Source organism: Roseococcus sp. YIM B11640 (assembly GCF_049727625.1).
GTDB lineage: Bacteria > Pseudomonadota > Alphaproteobacteria > Acetobacterales > Acetobacteraceae > Roseococcus.
The window spans coordinates 1,049,586-1,066,649 of sequence record NZ_JBBJOZ010000002.1; the positions used below are offsets into that span (position 1 = coordinate 1,049,586).

Genomic DNA, 17,064 nt, shown 5'->3' on the forward strand with positions numbered 1-17,064 from the left:
CGGGCGCCGCTCCTCTATTCCAGCCCTTCGCAGCCCAGGCGGCGAAGGGTGGCGTCCACCCAGGACGCGTCATGCGTACCGGCGTGGATATTCGCCATCTGGCGCGTTTCGGCCGCCTGCTTGGCCTCGGTGGCCGCCAGCACCTTCTCCGCCACGCCGAAGGGCACGGCGAGCAGCCCGTCCTCGTCGCCCAGGACCAGGTCGCCCGGCTCGATCACCATGCCGTCGAGCGCGATCGCCACGTTGATCTCGCCCGGGCCGTCCTTGTAAGGGCCGCGATGCGTGATACCGGCGGCATAGACCGGGAAGCTGCCGGCATGGATGGCACCGTAGTCGCGGATGGCGCCGTTGATGACGACGCCCGCCACCTGCCGCTTCACCATCTGCGCGAGCATCAGCTCGCCGATGATGGCATTGGTCAGGTCGCCACCCGCATCCACGACGATGACATCGCCCGGCTCGGCCAGTGAGATCGCCTTGTGGACCATGAGGTTGTCGCCGGGACGGGTCTTCACCGTCAGCGCCGGGCCCGCCATGACGCCGCCCGCATGCATGGGGCGCAGGCGCGGCCCACCCGCCGTCATGCGCGACATGCTGTCGCTGACATTGGCGACCGGCAGCTCGCGGAACTTCGCGACAAGCTCCGCCGCCACTTTCCGCTGGCGCGGCCAGATCCTGAACCCTGTCGGCATGCCCGGTCCCTTCGGAGTAGAATAAAATCCCGTTTCGAAATACAAGGGCAGCCATGAGCCAGCAAGAGGATCGGATCGTCCGCGGCAAGCCCGCCCTCGAAGGGGTCGCGGCCGCCGGGCGCGCGCTCTCCATCCTATCGGCGTTCCGCAAGAATGACCGCGCGGTCAGCCTGGCGGAGCTCGCATCCCGGACCGGGCTGGTGAAGAGCACCATCATGCGGCTTGCCGTCACCCTGGAGGAGATGGGCTTCCTCTCCCGCCAGCCCGACGGCGGCTACCGGCTGGAGGGCGAGCTGCTGCGGCTGGGCATGATCTACCAGCAATCCTTTCGCCTGGACGCCCATGTGGTGCCGATGCTGGAGGAGCTGGTGGAACGCACCGGCGAGACCGCCACCTTCTATGTCCGCCGCGGCGAACAGCGCCTTTGCCTCTTCCGCGCCGACTCGCCGCATCTGCTGCGGATGCACCTGCGTCCGGGCGACCTGCTGCCCATGGACAACTCCGCCCCCGCCCAGGTGCTGCGGATCTTCGGGGCCAGCCCCCTGCCCGCCTATGCCGCCACCACCGCGCTGCCCATCTACACCCAGGGCATCACCGACCCGCATTCGGCCTCCATGGCCATGCCGGTCTTCGGGCCGGGCGAGGCGCTGACGGGCGCGCTGGTGCTCTCGGGCCCCGTCGCCCGCCTCACCACCGAGAATGCCGAGCTGGCCAAGCCCGCCCTGCGGGATGCGGCGTCGCGCCTGACCCGCTCCCTTGGGGGTGAATTTCCGAAATAGCGTTTCGCCTGCTGGACAGACGAGGGCGACGGAGTCAGTTTCCGCCCCCCAGAGGAGCCCGGCCCATGTCAGATATCGTCGTCATCACCGCCCATGTCGGCGATTTCGTCTGGCGCGCCGGCGGCGCCATCGCGCTGCATGCCACGGCCGGCAAGCGCGTCACCGTCGTCTGCCTGAGCTGCGGCGAGAACGGCGAGTCCAACATCGCCTGGAAGGACCCGGCCGCCGACGATGCCTCGGTCCGTCGCCTGCGCCGCGAGGAAGCCGAGGCCGCGGCCAAGGTTCTCGGCGTCGCGGAGCTGCACCTGCTCGACCTCGGCGACTACCTGCTGCCCAAGGATCCCGAGATCCCCTACCGGCTCGCGGAGATCCTGCGGCGGGAGAAGCCTTCGCTGGTCCTCACCCATCCCGAGCGCGACCCCTCCAACCTCGACCATGACCGCACCTTCGAGATGGTGCTGGAGGCGCGCATGATCTCACAGGCGCCGGGCCGTGGCCGCGACTTCATCACGCCCTTCCAGGTGCTGAGCTTCGAGCCGCACCAGCCCGAGCTCTGCCGCTTCACGCCCAATATCCTGCTCGACATCACGGAGGTCTGGGCGAAGAAGCAGGAGGCCATGCGCTGCATGCCCTCGCAGAGCAACCTGTGGGACTATTACGAGCGCGTCGCACGCCAGCGCGGCGCCCAGGCCGGGCGCCGCAGCGTCCGCCCCATCACCCATGGCGAGGCCTACCAGTCGGTCTTCCCGCTGGTGATGCCCACCCTCATCGTCTGACACTGCCGAGGACCCCGGACATGGCCGACCTCTCCCGCCGCCAGCTCGCCGCCGCCACCCTCGCGGCCACCGCCGCCGCTTCCGGCGCGCAGGCGCAAGCACCGGCGCGCCCCGTCCGCATGATCGTCGGCTTCGCGGCCGGCGGCCCCGCGGATCTCGTGGCCCGCGACCTCGCGCGCCAGATGGAGCCCTCTCTCGAAAGCCAGCCCGTGGTGGTCGAGAACCAGCCGGGCGGCACGGGCGTCGTCGCGATCAACACCACCGCGCGGGCGACGCCGGACGGAACGACGCTGCTTCTCGCGGCCTCGGGCAATGTGGTGCTGCAGCCGCTGGTGAGCCGCGCGCCCATCGCGGTGGACAGCCTGGCGCCCGTGGGCCTGGTCTGCACCAGCCCGCATCTGCTGGTCGTCTCCGGGCAACTGCCGGTGCGGAACCTGCAGGAGTTCATCGCCTATGCGAAGTCCAAGCCAGGCGAGGTGAATTTCGCCAATGCCGGCACGGGCGGCGTGGCGCATCTGGGCGCCGTGCTGTTCCGCAACGCCGCGGGCATCGAGGGGACGGACGTCCCCTATCGCGGCACGGCCGCGCTCACGGGCGACCTCATGGCGGGCCGGGTGGAAGCCGCCTTCAGCAGCATTCCGTCCCTGCTTCCGCTCGTGGCCAGCGGCCAGCTGCGCGCGCTCGGCCTCTCGGCGCCCAGCGGCGCGGCGAGCGTGAAGGATGTGCCGGTCATCGGCAGCGTGCTGCCGGGCTTCGAATACACGACCTGGTACGGGCTCTATGTCGCCGCAGCGACCCCGCGCCCAGCGGTGGACCGCCTGAACGCGGCGCTCCGCAACGCCGTCCGCGATGCGGGTTTCCGCCAGCGCATGGAGGGCCAGGGCGTGGACCTACACGCCAATTCGCCCGAGGAGCTGACCGCCCTCATGCAGGAGGAGAGCGCGAAATGGCTGCGCATCGTGCGCGAGGCGAAGATCGAGATCGACTGATACCGGCTTGCGAGGCCGTGAGCCGCACACCAGCTAGGGAGGACATCCCTCCCAGCAATGGAATCCCCATGCGGCACGGCACCAGGGCGCTCCGATGAGCGTCACCATCGAATTCGGCCTCGATACCTTCGGCGACGTCACCCACGGCGCGGATGGGAAGCCCCTCTCCTACGCGCAGGTCATCCGCAACATCGTCGAGGAAGCTGTGCTGGCCGACAGCATCGGCATCGACTTCTTCGGCGTCGGCGAGCACCACCGCGAGGATTTCGCCGTCTCCTCGCCAGAGATGGTGCTGGCCACCATCGCCGGGCGCACGCAGCGCATCCGCCTCGGCTCGGCCGTGACGGTGCTGAGTTCCGACGAGCCGGTGCGCGTCTTCCAGCGCTTCGCGACGCTCGATGCGACATCCAACGGCCGCGCCGAGGTCATCCTGGGACGCGGCTCCTTCACGGAATCCTTCCCGCTCTTCGGCTTCGAGCTCGACCAGTATCAGCAGCTTTTCGAGGAGAAGCTGGATCTCTTCACCAAGCTGCTCCCGCAGCAGCCGGTGACGTGGAACGGCATGACGCGCGCCGCCCTGAAGGATCAGCGCGTGTTCCCCACCGTCGAGAAGCCGCCGCTGCGCACCTGGATCGGCGTGGGCGGCAGCCCGGAATCCGTCGTGCGCGCGGCGCGCTATGGCCTGCCGCTCATGCTCGCCATCATCGGCGGCGATCCGCGCCGCTTCGCGCCCTATGCGGACCTCTACCGCGAGGCCTGCACCAAGCTCGGGCAGCAGCTTCGCGAGATCGGCATGCACTCGCCCGGCTATGTCGCCGAGACGGACGAGCGGGCGCGCGAGGAGTTGTGGCCGGACTACAAGGTGATGCGCGACCGCATCGGCGCCGAGCGCGGCTGGCCGCCCATGACGCGCGCGGAATTCGACCAGGAGGCCGATCGCGGCTCGCTCTACGTCGGCTCGCCGGAGACGGTGGCGCGCAAGATCGCGGCGAGCGTGAAAGCGCTGGGTGTGCAACGCTTCCAGCTGAAGTACAGCGCGGGCGGCCTGTCGCATGAGAAGCTCATGCGCGGGATCGAGCTCTACGGCACGAAGGTCGTGCCGATGGTGCGCGAGTTGCTGGCCGCGACCTGACCCACTTTCGGCCGCAGGCTGCGCCTTGGGCCGGGAGCGGAAAGCGCAGCCGCGCCCAGACCGGCACTGATCACGGTGCGGGCGGGATCCTGATCCCGCCCGAGAAGCCCTGCAGCGTCCACTCATAGGCCAACGTGCTCGTCCGCATGGTACCGAGCCGTGGCGACGCGATATCCAGGATGTCGAAGATCACGACGGTCCAGAGCCCGGTGAGGATGAGCGCCGGGATTCTCAGCGGCGCCTCCTTCAGGCCGAGCTGGAAGCCGAAGGCCGCCATGGCGGTCATGCTCATGCCGAGCAGCAGCCAGGAGAGCTGCGGCGGAATGCGGAAGGAATCCGCGAAGCGCTCCGCCGTCGTGGCGTCGAAGGTCTCGTTCAGCGAGGTCATCAGCGAGTTGGAGATGGGGTCCGCGCGCTCGCGAACGATGGCGGTCACGTGGCCCCAGATGTCGTTCTGCAGGTTGGACGTGCGCTGGTTGAGCTGCTGGAGCACCGCCGGGTCGTTCGGGGCCCGGAGGAACTCGATCCTGAGCCGGGTATAGTCTTCCAGCAATCGCGCGACGGCCTGACCCCGGGGATGGCCGATGGCTTCGGCCCGCAGCCAGGCCGTGCCGATGGCATTGGCCTCGGCCAGCGTGCCGTCGCGCCGCTCCGTGAAGCGGCTATTCGCGAAGGACAGGGTGAGGGCCAGAACGAAGGCCAAAAGGCCCATGACGGCGGCGACGATCGAGCCCACGCCCTCATGGCTCTTGCCGTAGAAGCGGATGGAGCGCCGGCCGATCCAGTAGCCCGCCTCGCGCGCCAGCACCTGGATGACGAAGATCACGGCGGCGAAGGCGAACGAGCTCCACGCGGCGATTTCGACCAGCAATTCCAGCAAGGCATTCCTCCGGCCCCAGCCGCGCGATGCGCGAAGCTTGAGCCGCGAGGGAAGCCGAAGTCCAGACGATTCCCGGCGGGCGGCGTCAGCCGCCGCGCACAGCCTCGGCCAGCCCGCGAACCTGATCCAGCACCTTGCGGACGCTGTCCGGGCGCGCGCGCCCCTGCTCGTCGAGCGACTTGTGCAGCGTGTCGATCAGCGCGCTTGCCACCACGGCGCCGTCGGCGATGCGCGATGCCTCGCCCGCCTGCTCGGGCGTGCGAACGCCGAAGCCGATGGCGATGGGCAGGTCCGTGTGCTGGCGCACGCGCGGGATGGCCTTTTTCAGCGCCTCCGGGTCCGCGCTGCGCGTGCCCGTGATGCCGGTGATGGCGACGTAGTAGACGAAGCCCGAGGACGCCTTCAGCACCACCGGCAGCCGCGCATCATCCGTCGTGGGCGCCACGAGGCGAATGATGTCCAGCCCCGCCGCCTGCGCCTGGGGCGCGAGCACGCCGGCTTCCTCCGGCGGCATGTCCACGACGATCAGCCCGTCCACGCCGCTCGCCTGCGCGTCCGTGACGAACCGCTCGGCGCCGTAGGAGAGGATCGGATTGAGGTAGCCCATCAGGATCACGGGCGTCGTGGTGTCCTCGGCGCGGAAGTCGCGCACCATGGCCAACACGCCCGCCATGGTCGCGCCGGCCTTCAGGGCGCGCTGGCTGGCGAGCTGGATGATCGGGCCATCGGCCATCGGGTCCGTGAACGGAACGCCGATCTCGATGAGGTCCGCGCCCGCGCCGGGCATGCCCCGCAGGATGGCCATGCTGGTGGCGGGGTCGGGGTCATAGGCTTCGAGGAACGGGATGAGCGCCCCGCGCCCCTGCTTCTTCAGCTCCGCGAAGCGTGCAGCGATCCGGGACATCAGATCTTCACTCCCAGATGGTCGGCGACGGTGAAGATGTCCTTGTCGCCACGGCCGGACATGCACAGCACGATGATCTTGTCTGCCGGCAGCGTGGGCGCGAGGCGCAGCACATGCGCCAGGGCGTGGGCAGGCTCCAGCGCGGGGATGATGCCCTCCAGCTTCGTGCAGAGCTGGAAGGCCTCCAGCGCCTCCTTGTCGGTCGCGTTCACGTATTTCACGCGGCCCATCTCGTGCAGCCAGGAATGCTCCGGCCCGATGCCGGGATAGTCGAGACCGGCGCTGATGGAGTGGCCCTCGAGGATCTGGCCGTGCTCGTCCTGCAGCAGGTAGGTGCGGTTGCCGTGCAGCACGCCCGGCCGGCCGCCGGTGAGGCTCGCGGCGTGCTCGGGCGTGTCCACGCCATGGCCGCCGGCCTCCACGCCGTAGATTTCGACGGAAGGATCGTCGAGGAACGGATAGAACAGGCCGAGCGCGTTGGAGCCGCCGCCGATGGCGGCCGAGAGCACATCCGGCAGGCGCCCCTCGCCCTCGAGCTCCGCGAGCTGCCAGCGCACCTCGTCGCCGATCACCGACTGGAAGTCGCGCACCATCATCGGATAGGGGTGCGGACCCGCGACGGTGCCGATGCAGTAGTAGGTGTCATCCACATGCGCGACCCAGTGGCGCAGCGCCTCGTTCATCGCGTCCTTGAGCGTGGCGGCGCCGCTTTCCACGGCCACCACCTCGGCGCCCAGCAGCTTCATGCGGAAGACGTTGGGCATCTGCCGGGCGACGTCGGTCGCGCCCATGAAGACGGTGCAGGGCAGGCCGAACAGGGCGCAGGCCGTGGCCGTCGCGACGCCATGCTGGCCCGCGCCCGTCTCGGCGATGACGCGCTTCTTGCCCATGCGCCGGGCCAGCAGGATCTGACCGAGCACGGCGTTGATCTTGTGGGCGCCGGTGTGGTTCAGGTCCTCGCGCTTGAAGTAGATCTTCGCGCCACCGCAATGGGCCGTGAGCCGCTCGGCGAGCCAGAGCGGGCTGGGACGGCCCACATAATCCTTCAGCAGCCGTCGCCATTCCTTCTCGAAACCCGGATCGGCCTTGGCCGCGGCGAAGGCGGCCTCGACCTCGAGGATCAGCGGCATCAGCGTCTCGGCGACATAGCGGCCGCCGAACTCGCCGAACCTGCCGGCGGCGTCGGGGCCGCCCTTGAAGGTATTGGGAAGGGGCTTGTTCACAGGATTTCCCGGGCTCTGGCGTAGGGCAGCCTTGATAGCGAAGCCCCGGCCATTCCCCAACCCCCGCCCTGGCACGGCAGGTCTGCCCGTCAGGCGCCGCGCGCGGCCCGGATGAAATCCGCGATCAGCGCGGGGTCCTTCACGCCCCGGCTGCGCTCCACCCCCGAGGACACATCGACGCCCGGCGCCCCGCTGGTCGCGATGGCCTCGGCCACATTGGCGGGCGTCAGCCCCCCGGCCAGCAGCCAGGGCACGGGGATCGGGGCCAGCCGGGCCAGCCGCCACTCGAAGGGCGCCGCGTTGCCCCCCGGAAGCTCCGCATCCACCGGCGGCTTGGCGTCCAGCAGGAGCCGGTCGGCGACCTTGGCGAAGGCCGGGATGGCGGCGAGGTCGGCCTCGGTCCCGATGCCGATGGCCTTCATCACCGGAAGGCCGAAGCGGGCGCGGATGGCGGCCACGCGTTCGGGCGTCTCGGCGCCATGGAGCTGCAGAATGTCCAGCTTCACGCCGGCCAGGGTCTCGGCCAGCAGGTCGTCGGTCGGATCGACGAAGAGGCCCGCGCGGCGCGGCCCGCCCGTCAGGCCGGCGGAGAGCGCGCCGGCCTCGGCCGGCGTCACGGCGCGCGGCGAGGGCGGAAAGAACACGAAGCCCACGAAATCCGCGCCGGCCCTGGCGGCCGCCTCCAGCCCCTCGGCCGAGCGGATGCCGCAGATCTTGACCTCTGTCACCGGGCCAGGCTCGCGACGATGGCGCGTGCGGCCCCGGCCGGATCGGCCGCGCCGGTGATGGGGCGGCCGACCACGATCCAGTCGGCGCCCGCCGCCACGGCCTCGGCGGGCGTCGCGGTGCGGGACTGGTCGTCCGCCGCGCTTCCGGCCGGGCGGATGCCGGGCACCACGAGGCCTGGCGCATCGCCCAGCCCGGCCCGGATGGCGGCGACCTCGCGCGGCGAGCAGACGAGCCCGTCGGCGCCTGATTCCATGGCCATGCGGGCTAGGCGCAGCACCTGCTTCTCGGCCGCGTCCGGCACGCCGGTGGCGCGCAGCGCGGCCTCGTCCATGCTGGTGAGCACGGTAACGGCGAGGATCATCGGCCGGGCCGGGCCGGCGGCCTCGGCGGCCTTGCGGGCGGCGGCGACCATGGCGGGCCCGCCGCCCGCATGGATCGTCAGCATGTCGGGCCGCCGCGCGAGCAGCGATCCCACCGCGCCGGCCACCGTGTTGGGAATGTCGTGCAGCTTCACGTCCAGGAAGACCGGCGCGCGCGCCTTCAGCACCCCCAGCGCGGGCGGCCCCTCGGCGCAGAACAGCTCGAGGCCGAGCTTTAGCAGGCCCGCGAAAGGCCCGACCTGCGCCGCCAGCGCCTCGGCACGGGCGAGCGTGGGGGTGTCGATGGCGACGATCAGCCGGCCCTCGGGGCCAGTGGGACGGGACAGCATGCGAAGGCGCCTTAGCGAAGCTTGGCGGGCTCGGGCTCGCGGGCGGCCAGCTCGGCATCGAGCTTCGCCGCGGTCTTGCGCAACCGCCGGATATTCCACTTCTGCGGCAGATGCGCGAGCCAGACAACCAGGGCGCCGGCCAGGAAGGACAGCGCGCAGGGAATCAGGATGATCTGCCACAGCGGCAACTCGGCCAGCCATCCGCCCGGCCAGAGGGCGACGGAGACCATGTGGCGATTGGCGACGGCGAAAATTCCGAGGAGGAGAGCCAGGATCGCGGGCAGCAGAAGGCCCATCAACCGGTCTCGCCGGGATCCCGGCCGCCATTGACGCGCGCGCGCAATTCCTTGCCGGGCCGGAAATGCGGCATGCCCTTTCCGGCCACCGCCACGGCCTCGCCGGTGCGGGGATTTCGGCCCTGGCGGGGCTCGCGCTGGCGGGTCGTGAAAGCGCCGAAGCCCCGAAGCTCGACCCGGTCACCCCGGGCCAAGGCCTCGCTCACCTCGTCGAAGATCGTTCCCACCACCAGCTCGATATCCGGCTGCCGCAGATGCGGGTGCTGCGCCGCCAGATGCGCGATCAGCTCGCTTCTCGTCATGAAAGTCCCTGCACCTTCGTCCCCATAGCAGTCCGAAAGCCCCTATTTTGCAAGCATTGAATCACCGGGGGAGCATCGTGCCGGGCCACCAGCCCTCCGCCCGGAGGGCCGACATGCCCGCCTGCCAGAAGCGCGACGAAGCCAGGGAGAAGGCGCGCTCGGCCGTGCTGCGCGGATCGATGTCCCGCGTATCGAGCGCTTCGGGAACGGCATGGGTTTCGGCAAGCCAGCGCCGGGCCTCGGTCTCGCCGCCGATGGCGTCCACGAGGCCGGCGGCGACGGCCTGGCGGCCCGTCATGACCCGCCCGTCCGCGAGGCGCCTTACCTCGGCCTCCGGCATCCGGCGGCCCGCCACCACCATGGCCACGAACTGGTCGTACATGTCGCGCACCACGGCCGAGAGGGCCGCCCGCCCCTCCTCGGTCAGGGGCCGGAAGGGGCTGGGCTGGTCCTTGAGCGGGCCGGAGGTCAGGCTCTCGGCGCGCAGGCCCAGCCGGCCCATGAGGTCCGAGACCTCAAAGGATTGCAGGATGACGCCGATGGAGCCGGTCAGCGTCGCCTCCCGCGCGAAAATGCGCTCGGCAGGGAGCGCCACCATGTAGCCCGCCGAAGCGGCGGTGGCGCCCATCACGGCGACCACCGGCTTGCCGGCGGCCCTGAGCGCGGAAATGGCGCGGTGAAGCCCTTCGCCGCCCGCCACGGTTCCGCCCGGGCTGTCGATGACGACGAGCACGGCGCGAATCCGGTCATCCTCCCGCGCTTCGTGCAGGCGGCGCAGCAGGCGCTCGTCATCCGTGATGGTGCCCTTGAGCGGAAGGCGGGCAACGTAATCGCCCCCCAGCAGGTCTTTCGACAGATGGCCGCCCCAGGCCAGCCCCGCCACCAGCAAGGCCCCCAGAACGAAGGCCGCCCGCCAAAATCCGGCCTGGCGCTTGAGGCGCCGGCGGTCGATCAGAAGGTCGGTTTCCAGCGCCATCCGCAATCGCGATCCATATCCATTCGCAGGGGAGATAGGATGGCGAGGGCGCCCTGCGAAGAGCCGCGGTTGCCAGCGTCGCCGCGGGGCGCTATGAGCCGCCCGCACCGCGCTGCGAAGCGCGCCGGAGCCGACTTAGCTCAGGGGTAGAGCAACTGATTCGTAATCAGTAGGTCCGGGGTTCAATTCCCCGAGTCGGCACCATTTCCCCCTTCAAATTGAATAAGATATCCCGGTCAGCCAGCTGGGATCTTGGAACTGTTCCACAACACGTTCCAAACGATAGCGGCTTCAGCCTATTGGACGCCCCGCTCTGGCCGCTTGCGCCGGTGTGGCCCGCCTCAATCCGACGAGAGCTCGCTCGCCGCCGCGCTGAGATTGGGAGAGGCCGCCTCGATCCGGTCGCGGGGCACCGCACGCCATCGGCGCCGCCGTCTCCGGCCATCGGCAAGTTCGCATGGATGGCGGCCGGGTCTGCGGGCAGGATCGGGTTGTTGACCGGCTTCCGCAAAGGACCCTGCCCATGGCCAAGTCCCCCTATGCTTTCTTCGCCGCCGGGTTTGTCGCCGGCGGGGTGCTTCTGGGCGGGGCCATGGCCCATGCCCGTTTCGTCGCGTTGAATGCCGCGGTCGGGGGAGTCCTCCCCAATTCCGAGGGGAGCTTGTTCTGCGTGACCGCGAACAGCGTTCTCCGGAACATCGCGGGCACCTACCGGCCCAGCACCGTCAACGCGCCGGGCGGCGTGTCCGCTGGCGTGACGCTGCGTTGCCCGGCCTGAGGCTGCGGGTCCGTCCAAGGGGGTTTCTGGATCGGCTGCGCTGAAGCCATCAACGCCTTGAAGGCGGATGGCGTCCCTTAGGGGATTCGAACCCCTGTTGCCGCCGTGAGAGGGCGGTGTCCTAGGCCTCTAGACGAAAGGGACATTGGCCGTGGCGGGTAACTAGCCGTGCCGCCCGAAAGGATCAAGCACCCCCCGCGCGTTTTTCCGCATGGCGCTACGCGCCCCACGCGGACGTCATTGCACCGGGACGGATCCGCCCGGCAGAATTTCGCCGATCAGCCGGCCCGTCTTGCCATCCAGCAGCAGCAGGCGCTCGCCGTCCGGCCGCTGCACATGGATCAGGAAGTTGCCCTCCGCGCCCGCGATTCCCTCGATGCGGCTGCCGGTCGGCAGGTTGAGGTTCATCGGCGACAAGCTGACGCCTGCGCCACGCCCGCTGCCCGCGCGCTGGACGAGCAGGACGACGAGCGTCACGGTGCCGGCCACGATCAGCACGCCCATCGCCACAACCAGGATTCTGAGAAACCGCATTTGCAAACCCATGAATTCACCGCGACCGGGGACGACCAGGGCATCCGCCTCGACCGCTTCTTCGCGGAGCGGATAGGCGGCCTCTCGCGCTCCCGCGTCAAGGCGCTGATCGAGGGCGGACACGTCACCCGCGACGGCGAGGAGGTGCGCGAGCCCGCGCACCCGGTGCGCCCCGGCAGCCTCTACCGCATCGACCCCCCGCCCCCCGCCCCTGCCCGGCCGGAGGCCCAGGCCATGGCGCTCGACATCCTCTTCGAGGACCGGGACCTCATTGTGCTCGACAAGCCGGCCGGGCTGGTGGTCCACCCGGCGCCGGGCAACCAGGACGGCACGCTGGTCAACGCGCTGCTGGCCCATGCGGGCGACGAGCTCGAGGGAATCGGGGGCGAGCAGCGGCCCGGCATCGTCCACCGGCTGGACAAGGACACATCGGGCATCATGGTCGTGGCCAAGACCCAGCGGGCCCACCAGGCGCTGTCCGAGGCCTTCGCCACCCGCGACCTGGACCGCGAGTACATGGCGCTGACCTGGGGCGTGCCCAACCCGGCCCAGGGCGAGGTTGAGGCCGCGATCGGCCGCCACGCCGCCGATCGCAAGCGCATGGCGGTGGTCGAGCCCCGCTCGCGTGGCGGCGCCGCCGGTGCCAAGGACGGCAAGCACGCCTTGACCCGCTACCGCACCGAACGCACATGGCATGGGGCGGCGGCGCTCATCCGCTGCAAGCTCATGACGGGCCGGACCCACCAGATTCGCGTGCATCTGGCGCATATCGGCCATCCCCTGGTGGGGGATCCGGTCTACCTCCGGCGTGTCCCGGCGGTCTCGAAGGAACTGCCGGAAACGGCCCGCCATGCATTGCTCGATTTCCCACGCCAAGCCTTGCACGCGGCCAGTCTCGGCTTCCGGCACCCCGTCACCGGAGCGATGCTAACCTTTCAGTCCGATCCACCGAATGACATGCAGGCGCTGATCCGGACGCTGGACGAAGCCGGTTGATCTGAACGAGTTATCCGGACCAATACGGACCAGTTTAGTCGGATTTCCTTGCCTTTTGGAGGAACGTCCCGTAATAAGGTTCCCACAAGGAGACGCGCCGGGGTGCCGCTCAAGGACCCGCGCTGCGAAACCCGCCCCCTCCGTGACCGGGGCGGATGCAGCCGGGAGGGCCCTGGTCGCGTTCAGCCTACACAGACCGAATACCCATCGCCGTCACGGGGTGGGTTCGGCGCAGTAGAGAAGGCTCCTGATATATGGCGTCTCTGAGCATCCCCATGGCCCCTGAGGGCAACCTCTCCCGGTACCTTCAGGAAATCCGGAAGTTCCCGATGCTGGCTCCCGAGCAGGAGCTGGATCTGGCCCGCCGCTGGCGCGACGCCGGCGACGAGAAGGCCGCGCATCAGCTCGTCACCTCGCACCTCCGCCTCGTGGCGAAGATCGCGATGGGCTATCGCGGCTATGGCCTGCCCGTCGGCGAACTCATCAGCGAGGGCAATGTGGGCATGATGCAGGCCGTGAAGCGGTTCGATCCGGACCGTGGCTTCCGCCTCGCGACCTACGCGATGTGGTGGATCCGCGCGGCCATCCAGGAATACATCCTGCACAGCTGGTCGCTCGTGAAGATGGGCACCACCGCGGCGCAGAAGAAGCTGTTCTTCAACCTCCGCCGGCTCAAGGGCCAGATCGGGGCGCTGGAGGATGGCGACCTGCAGCCCGAGGTCGTGACCAAGATCGCCACCACCCTCGCCGTGCCCGAGCAGGACGTGGTGAGCATGAACCGCCGCCTCTCGGCGCCGGACAACAGCCTGAACGCCCCTGTCCGCGCCGATAGCGAGGGCGAGTGGCAGGACTGGCTGGTGGACGAGAGCGAGACCCAGGAGGAGGAGCTGGCCGAGCGGGAGGACATGTCCAACCGCAAGGACATGCTCAACGGTGCCCTGCGCAGCCTGAACGAGCGCGAGCGCCACATCCTCATCGAGCGCCGCCTGAAGGACGAGCCGACGACGCTGGAGGAGCTCTCGCAGCAGTACAACATCAGCCGCGAGCGCGTGCGACAGATCGAGGTCCGCGCCTTCGAGAAGCTGCAGAAGAGCATGAAGCAGCAGATCGCGGAGCGCCGCCTCGGCGCCGCGTGAATGCGGTAAGATAGTAAGATGGTAAGATAGTAAGGCGCGCCGCCCGGACCTTCCGGGCGGCGCGTCGCGTTTCAGCCCATGCGCTGCAGCGCCGCGCCATGGCGCCGCAGCCATTCCGTCGCCTTGTGCCGGTGCGGCGTGCGGGCTTCGACCAGGGACCAGAAGCGGTCGGAATGGTTCATCTCGCGCAGATGCGCGACCTCATGCGCCACCACGTAGTCCAGCACCCAGTCGGGCGCGAGGATGAGCCGCCAGGAGAAGGCGAGCGTGCGATCGGGCGCGCAGCTGCCCCAGCGGGTCTTGGTGTCCTTCAGCCGGATGGCGCGCGGCGTGACGCCCAGCGCCTCGGCATGCGGGCGGGCGGCCACGCCGATCCGGCGCAGCGCCTCGGCCCGCAGGAAGTCGCGCACGCGGCGGGGTACGAAATCCGCATCGCCCGTGACGACGAGGGCACCGTCCTCCAGGAAGGCGCTGCCGCGGCGGCCGGGATCATGGCGGATGCGATGCTCCACGCCGCCGATCGGGACCGAGGTGCCCGGCTCGAAGCGGCGCTCGGGCGCCAGGGCGCCCAGGCGCTGCATCACCCAGCCCGCATGCTCGTTCAGCAGGGCCAGGCCGTGGCGCTTGGCGGTGCGGTTCGGCAGCGTGACGATGACGGCGCCCTCGACCGGGTCGATCCGCAGCGAGACGCGCCGCGCCCTGGCCGAGCGCCGCCAGTGCACCGGGCAAGGCTCGGGCGGCAACAGCGGATCGCGGCGGAGGGGAATCGTCTCCGAGTCGGGAAGTTCCATGGCAGCGCAACATGTCGGAAGGCCGCGCGCCGGTTCAACGGTTGACTTGACCGTCACCCCAGGCACCGTCGGCGCAAATGCCAGTTCACGCGCTGCCGAGCCTCATGGTTCTCGGTTCGATCTGGGGTCTGACGCCCGCCTTGGCGAAGCTCGCGCTCGCGGGCGGCATGCCGCCGCTCGGCTACGGCTTCTGGGCCGCGCTGGGCTCGGGCGGGCTTCTGGCCCTGATATGCGCGGCGCGCGGCATCGCCATTTCGTGGGACCGGGCGCACCTGCGCTACTACTTCGCGGCCGGCCTGGCCGGCTTCGCCATGGCCAACCTCATCGCCTACACCGCCCTGCCCCACATCCCGGCCGGCTTCTTCGCGCTTCTCATGCCGCTGGTGCCCATCTTCACCGTGCTCGGCGCCGCCCTGCTGGGCGAGGAGCGGATCAGCGCACGCAGCCTCGGCGGCACGCTCCTGGGCCTGACCGGCGTGGGGCTCGCCATGGCGCCGGGCGCCGCCCTGCCCGATGCCTCCATGCTCGGCTGGGCGCTCTTCGCCGCGCTCTGTCCGCTCTGCTACGCGATCTCGAACCTGGTGGGCGTCCGCTGGGCGCCGCGGGGGACCCCGCCGCTCGCCGCCGCCTGCGGCACGCTGCTGACCGCCTCGGTCCTCATGGCCGCGATGGGCCTCGCCTTCGGCCAGTTCCATATCCCGGGCAGCCTCGCCTGGCAGATCGAGGCGCTACTGCCGCTGCAGGGCGCGCTGACGGCCCTGGCCTACATGCTCTACTTCCGGCTGCTGGTGAGCCGGGGCAGCGTCGTCACCAGCCAGTCGGGCTACATCGTCACGCTCACCGGCGTGGCCTGGGGCGCGATTCTCTTCGGCGAGCGCATGGGGCTGCTGGCCTTGCCCGCCGCCCTGCTGGTGCTGGGGGGCCTTTTCCTCGTGACACGGCGTGATGGCCGTCATTCGCGGAGATGATTGGAAGTGCGGGGGCGCCTGGGCCATCTACCGGGCATGGACAACGCACCCACCCCCTTCGTCGCCCCGGCCGAGACCCGCATAGGCCACGTCCATCTCAAGGTGGCCGATATTCCGCGTGCGCTCGCCTTCTGGCGAGACGTGCTGGGCTTCGAGGTCATGATCCAGGGGCCTTCGGTCGCCTTCCTCTCGGCGGGCGGCTACCATCACCATATCGCGCTCAACACCTGGGAAAGCCTCGGCGCCTCGCCGCCGCCGGAGGGGCATACCGGCCTCTACCACGTGGCCGTGCTCTACCCGGACCGCGCGAGCCTCGCCGTCATGCTGAAGCGCGTGCTGGACGCGGGGATCGAGCTGGAAGGCGCCTCGGACCACGGCGTGAGCGAGGCGCTCTACCTGCGCGACCCGGACGGCAACGGCGTGGAGCTCTACCGCGACCGCCCGCGCGAGGAATGGCCGGTGGACGGCCAGGGCCGCATGACCATGTTCACGCGCCGGCTCGACGTCCGCGCCCTGCTGGCCGAAGCCTCCTAGGCAGCCCGCAGCCCGGCCAGGTGCCGTCGCACCGCCGCCGGCAACTGCCGCGCCGATTTCGCGCGCGGCAGGTCCAGCTCCGGCACGCCATCGCGGGTATCGCCGTAGAGCGCGTCGTATTCGGCGAAATTGTCGAAGCGCCGGCGAACGCCGTTGTCGACGAAGGTCTCGGCCGGGGCCCCTTCGGCCAGGACCAGCGCGTGGTCCTCGAGCTCGATATGGAAATAGGTGAAGCGCTCACCCGGATCGGTGACCCGGGCGATGGTCGTGCCGTTCACCAGCGCGCCGGCCTGGACCAGCATGCCGCCCACCAGCATCGCATGGTCGGGCGAGACGAAGAGGTCGCGCCTGGGCACGCCGTCGTCGAGCGCACCGGCCGCGATGCGGACGGGATAGCTGCGGAGCGGATCCGCGAAGAAGGTGGCGACGCTCTGGCGGCCGATCCACAGGACCCGCCGCGCCTCGCCCGCCGCCGTCAGCACCTCGTCGCCGGGCGAGAGCTCCTCGACCGGCCGGTCGCCCGTGGGGGTGGCGATCCGCGTGCCGGCCAGGAAGCAGGCCGCGAAGGGGGTGGTCTGGTAATCGACGCCCTCGACCAGCTCGGTGCTGGCCGCGAACGGGCTGTTGGATGCCCAAAGGTACTTGGCGCCATCGGGTCCGACCGGGTCGTACAGGATGATCCCGTCGCCGGTATTGCCGACATAGGTGAAGGTGAAGGGCGGCTGGACGCCATTGGAGCCCGTGATGGTCTCGCCCACATTGTAGATGCTGTCGTTGCCGTCGCTGAAACTCAGGCTGATGTTGAAGCCCGGCGACGTGGTAGTGAAAGTCGTGCCGTCCACCGACATGTAGCCGGCATAGATGGTCGTATAAGGCACCGTTCCCTCCCGGGATCGTCACGATCCCGGGGAGCATACCGATATGGGAAGTTCCGGCCAGC

Annotated in this window: 21 protein-coding genes and 2 tRNA genes; 10 read left to right on the top strand and 13 right to left on the bottom strand. The window is 69.9% G+C overall.

The window, feature by feature from the left end; all coding sequences use genetic code 11:
- Positions 1 to 14: 14 nt before the first annotated feature.
- Positions 15 to 692, bottom strand: a complete 678-nt coding sequence (locus tag WJM96_RS12505) for an RraA family protein (RefSeq protein WP_424812823.1) — start codon at positions 690 to 692, stop codon at positions 15 to 17.
- A gap of 53 nt (positions 693 to 745) precedes the next feature.
- Between WJM96_RS12505 and WJM96_RS12510 the strand changes: the two genes are divergently transcribed.
- From WJM96_RS12510 to WJM96_RS12525, 4 genes are all read left to right on the top strand, one after another.
- Complete coding sequence (locus WJM96_RS12510; protein WP_424812824.1) at positions 746 to 1,471, top strand: IclR family transcriptional regulator; 726 nt, start codon at positions 746 to 748, stop codon at positions 1,469 to 1,471.
- A gap of 65 nt (positions 1,472 to 1,536) precedes the next feature.
- Complete coding sequence (locus WJM96_RS12515) at positions 1,537 to 2,247, top strand: PIG-L deacetylase family protein (protein WP_424812825.1); 711 nt, start codon at positions 1,537 to 1,539, stop codon at positions 2,245 to 2,247.
- A gap of 20 nt (positions 2,248 to 2,267) precedes the next feature.
- Positions 2,268 to 3,236, top strand: a complete 969-nt coding sequence (locus WJM96_RS12520; RefSeq protein ID WP_424812826.1) for a Bug family tripartite tricarboxylate transporter substrate binding protein — start codon at positions 2,268 to 2,270, stop codon at positions 3,234 to 3,236.
- Positions 3,237 to 3,330: 94 nt separating this feature from the next.
- Entirely contained in the window at positions 3,331 to 4,368 is a 1,038-nt protein-coding gene (locus WJM96_RS12525) for an LLM class flavin-dependent oxidoreductase (protein ID WP_424812827.1), read from the top strand.
- A 70-nt stretch (positions 4,369 to 4,438) separates the two neighbouring features.
- On the opposite strand, the gene WJM96_RS12530 is transcribed toward WJM96_RS12525, so the two are convergent.
- From WJM96_RS12530 to sppA, 8 genes are all read right to left on the bottom strand, one after another.
- Positions 4,439 to 5,248 (bottom strand): hypothetical protein, encoded by an 810-nt coding sequence (locus WJM96_RS12530; protein ID WP_424812828.1) that lies wholly within the window; start codon positions 5,246 to 5,248, stop codon positions 4,439 to 4,441.
- 85 nt (positions 5,249 to 5,333) lie between these two features.
- On the bottom strand, positions 5,334 to 6,152 hold the full coding sequence (gene trpA, locus WJM96_RS12535; RefSeq protein WP_424812829.1) for a tryptophan synthase subunit alpha: 819 nt from the start codon (positions 6,150 to 6,152) through the stop codon (positions 5,334 to 5,336).
- A complete protein-coding gene (gene trpB / locus WJM96_RS12540) occupies positions 6,152 to 7,375 on the bottom strand; it encodes a tryptophan synthase subunit beta (protein ID WP_424812830.1) in 1,224 nt (407 codons plus the stop codon). The genes trpA and trpB overlap by 1 nt, the downstream gene beginning before the upstream one ends.
- An 89-nt stretch (positions 7,376 to 7,464) precedes the next feature.
- Positions 7,465 to 8,103, bottom strand: coding sequence for a phosphoribosylanthranilate isomerase (locus WJM96_RS12545; protein ID WP_424812831.1), 639 nt, complete (start codon positions 8,101 to 8,103; stop codon positions 7,465 to 7,467).
- Complete coding sequence (pyrF, locus tag WJM96_RS12550; RefSeq protein WP_424812832.1) at positions 8,100 to 8,813, bottom strand: orotidine-5'-phosphate decarboxylase; 714 nt, start codon at positions 8,811 to 8,813, stop codon at positions 8,100 to 8,102. Before pyrF ends, WJM96_RS12545 begins: the two co-directional genes overlap by 4 nt.
- Positions 8,814 to 8,824: 11 nt before the next feature.
- Positions 8,825 to 9,109, bottom strand: coding sequence for a lipopolysaccharide assembly protein LapA domain-containing protein (locus tag WJM96_RS12555; protein WP_424812833.1), 285 nt, complete (start codon positions 9,107 to 9,109; stop codon positions 8,825 to 8,827).
- Entirely contained in the window at positions 9,109 to 9,411 is a 303-nt protein-coding gene (locus WJM96_RS12560; protein WP_424812834.1) for an integration host factor subunit beta, read from the bottom strand. Before WJM96_RS12560 ends, WJM96_RS12555 begins: the two co-directional genes overlap by 1 nt.
- Before the next feature lie 61 nt (positions 9,412 to 9,472).
- Entirely contained in the window at positions 9,473 to 10,387 is a 915-nt protein-coding gene (gene sppA, locus WJM96_RS12565; RefSeq protein ID WP_424812835.1) for a signal peptide peptidase SppA, read from the bottom strand.
- Between the two features lie 129 nt (positions 10,388 to 10,516).
- Between sppA and WJM96_RS12570 the strand changes: the two genes are divergently transcribed.
- Both WJM96_RS12570 and WJM96_RS12575 read left to right on the top strand, forming a co-directional pair.
- A tRNA-Thr gene (locus tag WJM96_RS12570) sits at positions 10,517 to 10,591 on the top strand.
- A gap of 319 nt (positions 10,592 to 10,910) precedes the next feature.
- Positions 10,911 to 11,165, top strand: coding sequence for a hypothetical protein (locus tag WJM96_RS12575; protein WP_424812836.1), 255 nt, complete (start codon positions 10,911 to 10,913; stop codon positions 11,163 to 11,165).
- A 68-nt stretch (positions 11,166 to 11,233) separates the two neighbouring features.
- Here the strand turns inward: WJM96_RS12575 and WJM96_RS12580 are convergent.
- Positions 11,234 to 11,309, bottom strand: a tRNA-Glu gene (locus tag WJM96_RS12580).
- Between the two features lie 93 nt (positions 11,310 to 11,402).
- Positions 11,403 to 11,669 carry a DUF6476 family protein gene (locus WJM96_RS12585; RefSeq protein WP_424812837.1) on the bottom strand — a complete coding sequence of 89 codons (267 nt, stop codon included), beginning with the start codon at positions 11,667 to 11,669 and terminating at the stop codon, positions 11,403 to 11,405.
- A 30-nt stretch (positions 11,670 to 11,699) separates the two neighbouring features.
- Here WJM96_RS12585 and WJM96_RS12590 point away from each other — a divergent pair, with 30 nt between their 5' ends.
- Together WJM96_RS12590 and rpoH are read left to right on the top strand one after the other, a co-directional pair.
- Positions 11,700 to 12,695 carry an RluA family pseudouridine synthase gene (locus WJM96_RS12590; protein ID WP_424812838.1) on the top strand — a complete coding sequence of 332 codons (996 nt, stop codon included), beginning with the start codon at positions 11,700 to 11,702 and terminating at the stop codon, positions 12,693 to 12,695.
- A gap of 275 nt (positions 12,696 to 12,970) precedes the next feature.
- Positions 12,971 to 13,831 carry an RNA polymerase sigma factor RpoH gene (rpoH, locus tag WJM96_RS12595; protein ID WP_424813099.1) on the top strand — a complete coding sequence of 287 codons (861 nt, stop codon included), beginning with the start codon at positions 12,971 to 12,973 and terminating at the stop codon, positions 13,829 to 13,831.
- 71 nt (positions 13,832 to 13,902) lie between these two features.
- On the opposite strand, the gene WJM96_RS12600 is transcribed toward rpoH, so the two are convergent.
- Positions 13,903 to 14,622, bottom strand: coding sequence for a M48 family metallopeptidase (locus tag WJM96_RS12600; RefSeq protein WP_424812839.1), 720 nt, complete (start codon positions 14,620 to 14,622; stop codon positions 13,903 to 13,905).
- A 77-nt stretch (positions 14,623 to 14,699) separates the two neighbouring features.
- On the opposite strand from WJM96_RS12600, the gene WJM96_RS12605 reads away from it, so the two are divergent.
- Together WJM96_RS12605 and WJM96_RS12610 are read left to right on the top strand one after the other, a co-directional pair.
- Positions 14,700 to 15,590: a DMT family transporter gene (locus WJM96_RS12605; RefSeq protein ID WP_424812840.1), complete on the top strand. Its 891-nt coding sequence runs from the start codon at positions 14,700 to 14,702 to the stop codon at positions 15,588 to 15,590.
- 36 nt (positions 15,591 to 15,626) lie between these two features.
- On the top strand, positions 15,627 to 16,124 hold the full coding sequence (locus WJM96_RS12610) for a VOC family protein (protein WP_424812841.1): 498 nt from the start codon (positions 15,627 to 15,629) through the stop codon (positions 16,122 to 16,124).
- On the opposite strand, the gene WJM96_RS12615 is transcribed toward WJM96_RS12610, so the two are convergent.
- The gene (locus WJM96_RS12615; RefSeq protein WP_424812842.1) at positions 16,121 to 17,002 is read right to left on the bottom strand and encodes a Hint domain-containing protein; all 882 of its coding nucleotides are present in this window, start codon (positions 17,000 to 17,002) and stop codon (positions 16,121 to 16,123) included. The two genes, WJM96_RS12610 and WJM96_RS12615, sit on opposite strands and share 4 nt — an antisense overlap.
- Positions 17,003 to 17,064: the final 62 nt, after the last annotated feature.

Bases quoted from the DNA above. Each gene is read 5' to 3' on its own strand.
- WJM96_RS12505 (WP_424812823.1), bottom strand. From the start codon at position 692: ATGCCGACAGGGTTCAGGATCTGGCCGCGCCAGCGGAAAGTGGCGGCG.
- WJM96_RS12510 (WP_424812824.1), top strand. From the start codon at position 746: ATGAGCCAGCAAGAGGATCGGATCGTCCGCGGCAAGCCCGCCCTCGAA.
- WJM96_RS12515 (WP_424812825.1), top strand. From the start codon at position 1,537: ATGTCAGATATCGTCGTCATCACCGCCCATGTCGGCGATTTCGTCTGG.
- WJM96_RS12520 (WP_424812826.1), top strand. From the start codon at position 2,268: ATGGCCGACCTCTCCCGCCGCCAGCTCGCCGCCGCCACCCTCGCGGCC.
- WJM96_RS12525 (WP_424812827.1), top strand. From the start codon at position 3,331: ATGAGCGTCACCATCGAATTCGGCCTCGATACCTTCGGCGACGTCACC.
- trpA (WP_424812829.1), bottom strand. From the start codon at position 6,152: ATGTCCCGGATCGCTGCACGCTTCGCGGAGCTGAAGAAGCAGGGGCGC.
- pyrF (WP_424812832.1), bottom strand. From the start codon at position 8,813: ATGCTGTCCCGTCCCACTGGCCCCGAGGGCCGGCTGATCGTCGCCATC.
- WJM96_RS12555 (WP_424812833.1), bottom strand. From the start codon at position 9,109: ATGGGCCTTCTGCTGCCCGCGATCCTGGCTCTCCTCCTCGGAATTTTC.
- WJM96_RS12560 (WP_424812834.1), bottom strand. From the start codon at position 9,411: ATGACGAGAAGCGAGCTGATCGCGCATCTGGCGGCGCAGCACCCGCAT.
- sppA (WP_424812835.1), bottom strand. From the start codon at position 10,387: ATGGCGCTGGAAACCGACCTTCTGATCGACCGCCGGCGCCTCAAGCGC.
- WJM96_RS12575 (WP_424812836.1), top strand. From the start codon at position 10,911: ATGGCCAAGTCCCCCTATGCTTTCTTCGCCGCCGGGTTTGTCGCCGGC.
- WJM96_RS12585 (WP_424812837.1), bottom strand. From the start codon at position 11,669: ATGGGCGTGCTGATCGTGGCCGGCACCGTGACGCTCGTCGTCCTGCTC.
- rpoH (WP_424813099.1), top strand. From the start codon at position 12,971: ATGGCCCCTGAGGGCAACCTCTCCCGGTACCTTCAGGAAATCCGGAAG.
- WJM96_RS12600 (WP_424812839.1), bottom strand. From the start codon at position 14,622: ATGGAACTTCCCGACTCGGAGACGATTCCCCTCCGCCGCGATCCGCTG.
- WJM96_RS12605 (WP_424812840.1), top strand. From the start codon at position 14,700: ATGCCAGTTCACGCGCTGCCGAGCCTCATGGTTCTCGGTTCGATCTGG.
- WJM96_RS12610 (WP_424812841.1), top strand. From the start codon at position 15,627: ATGGACAACGCACCCACCCCCTTCGTCGCCCCGGCCGAGACCCGCATA.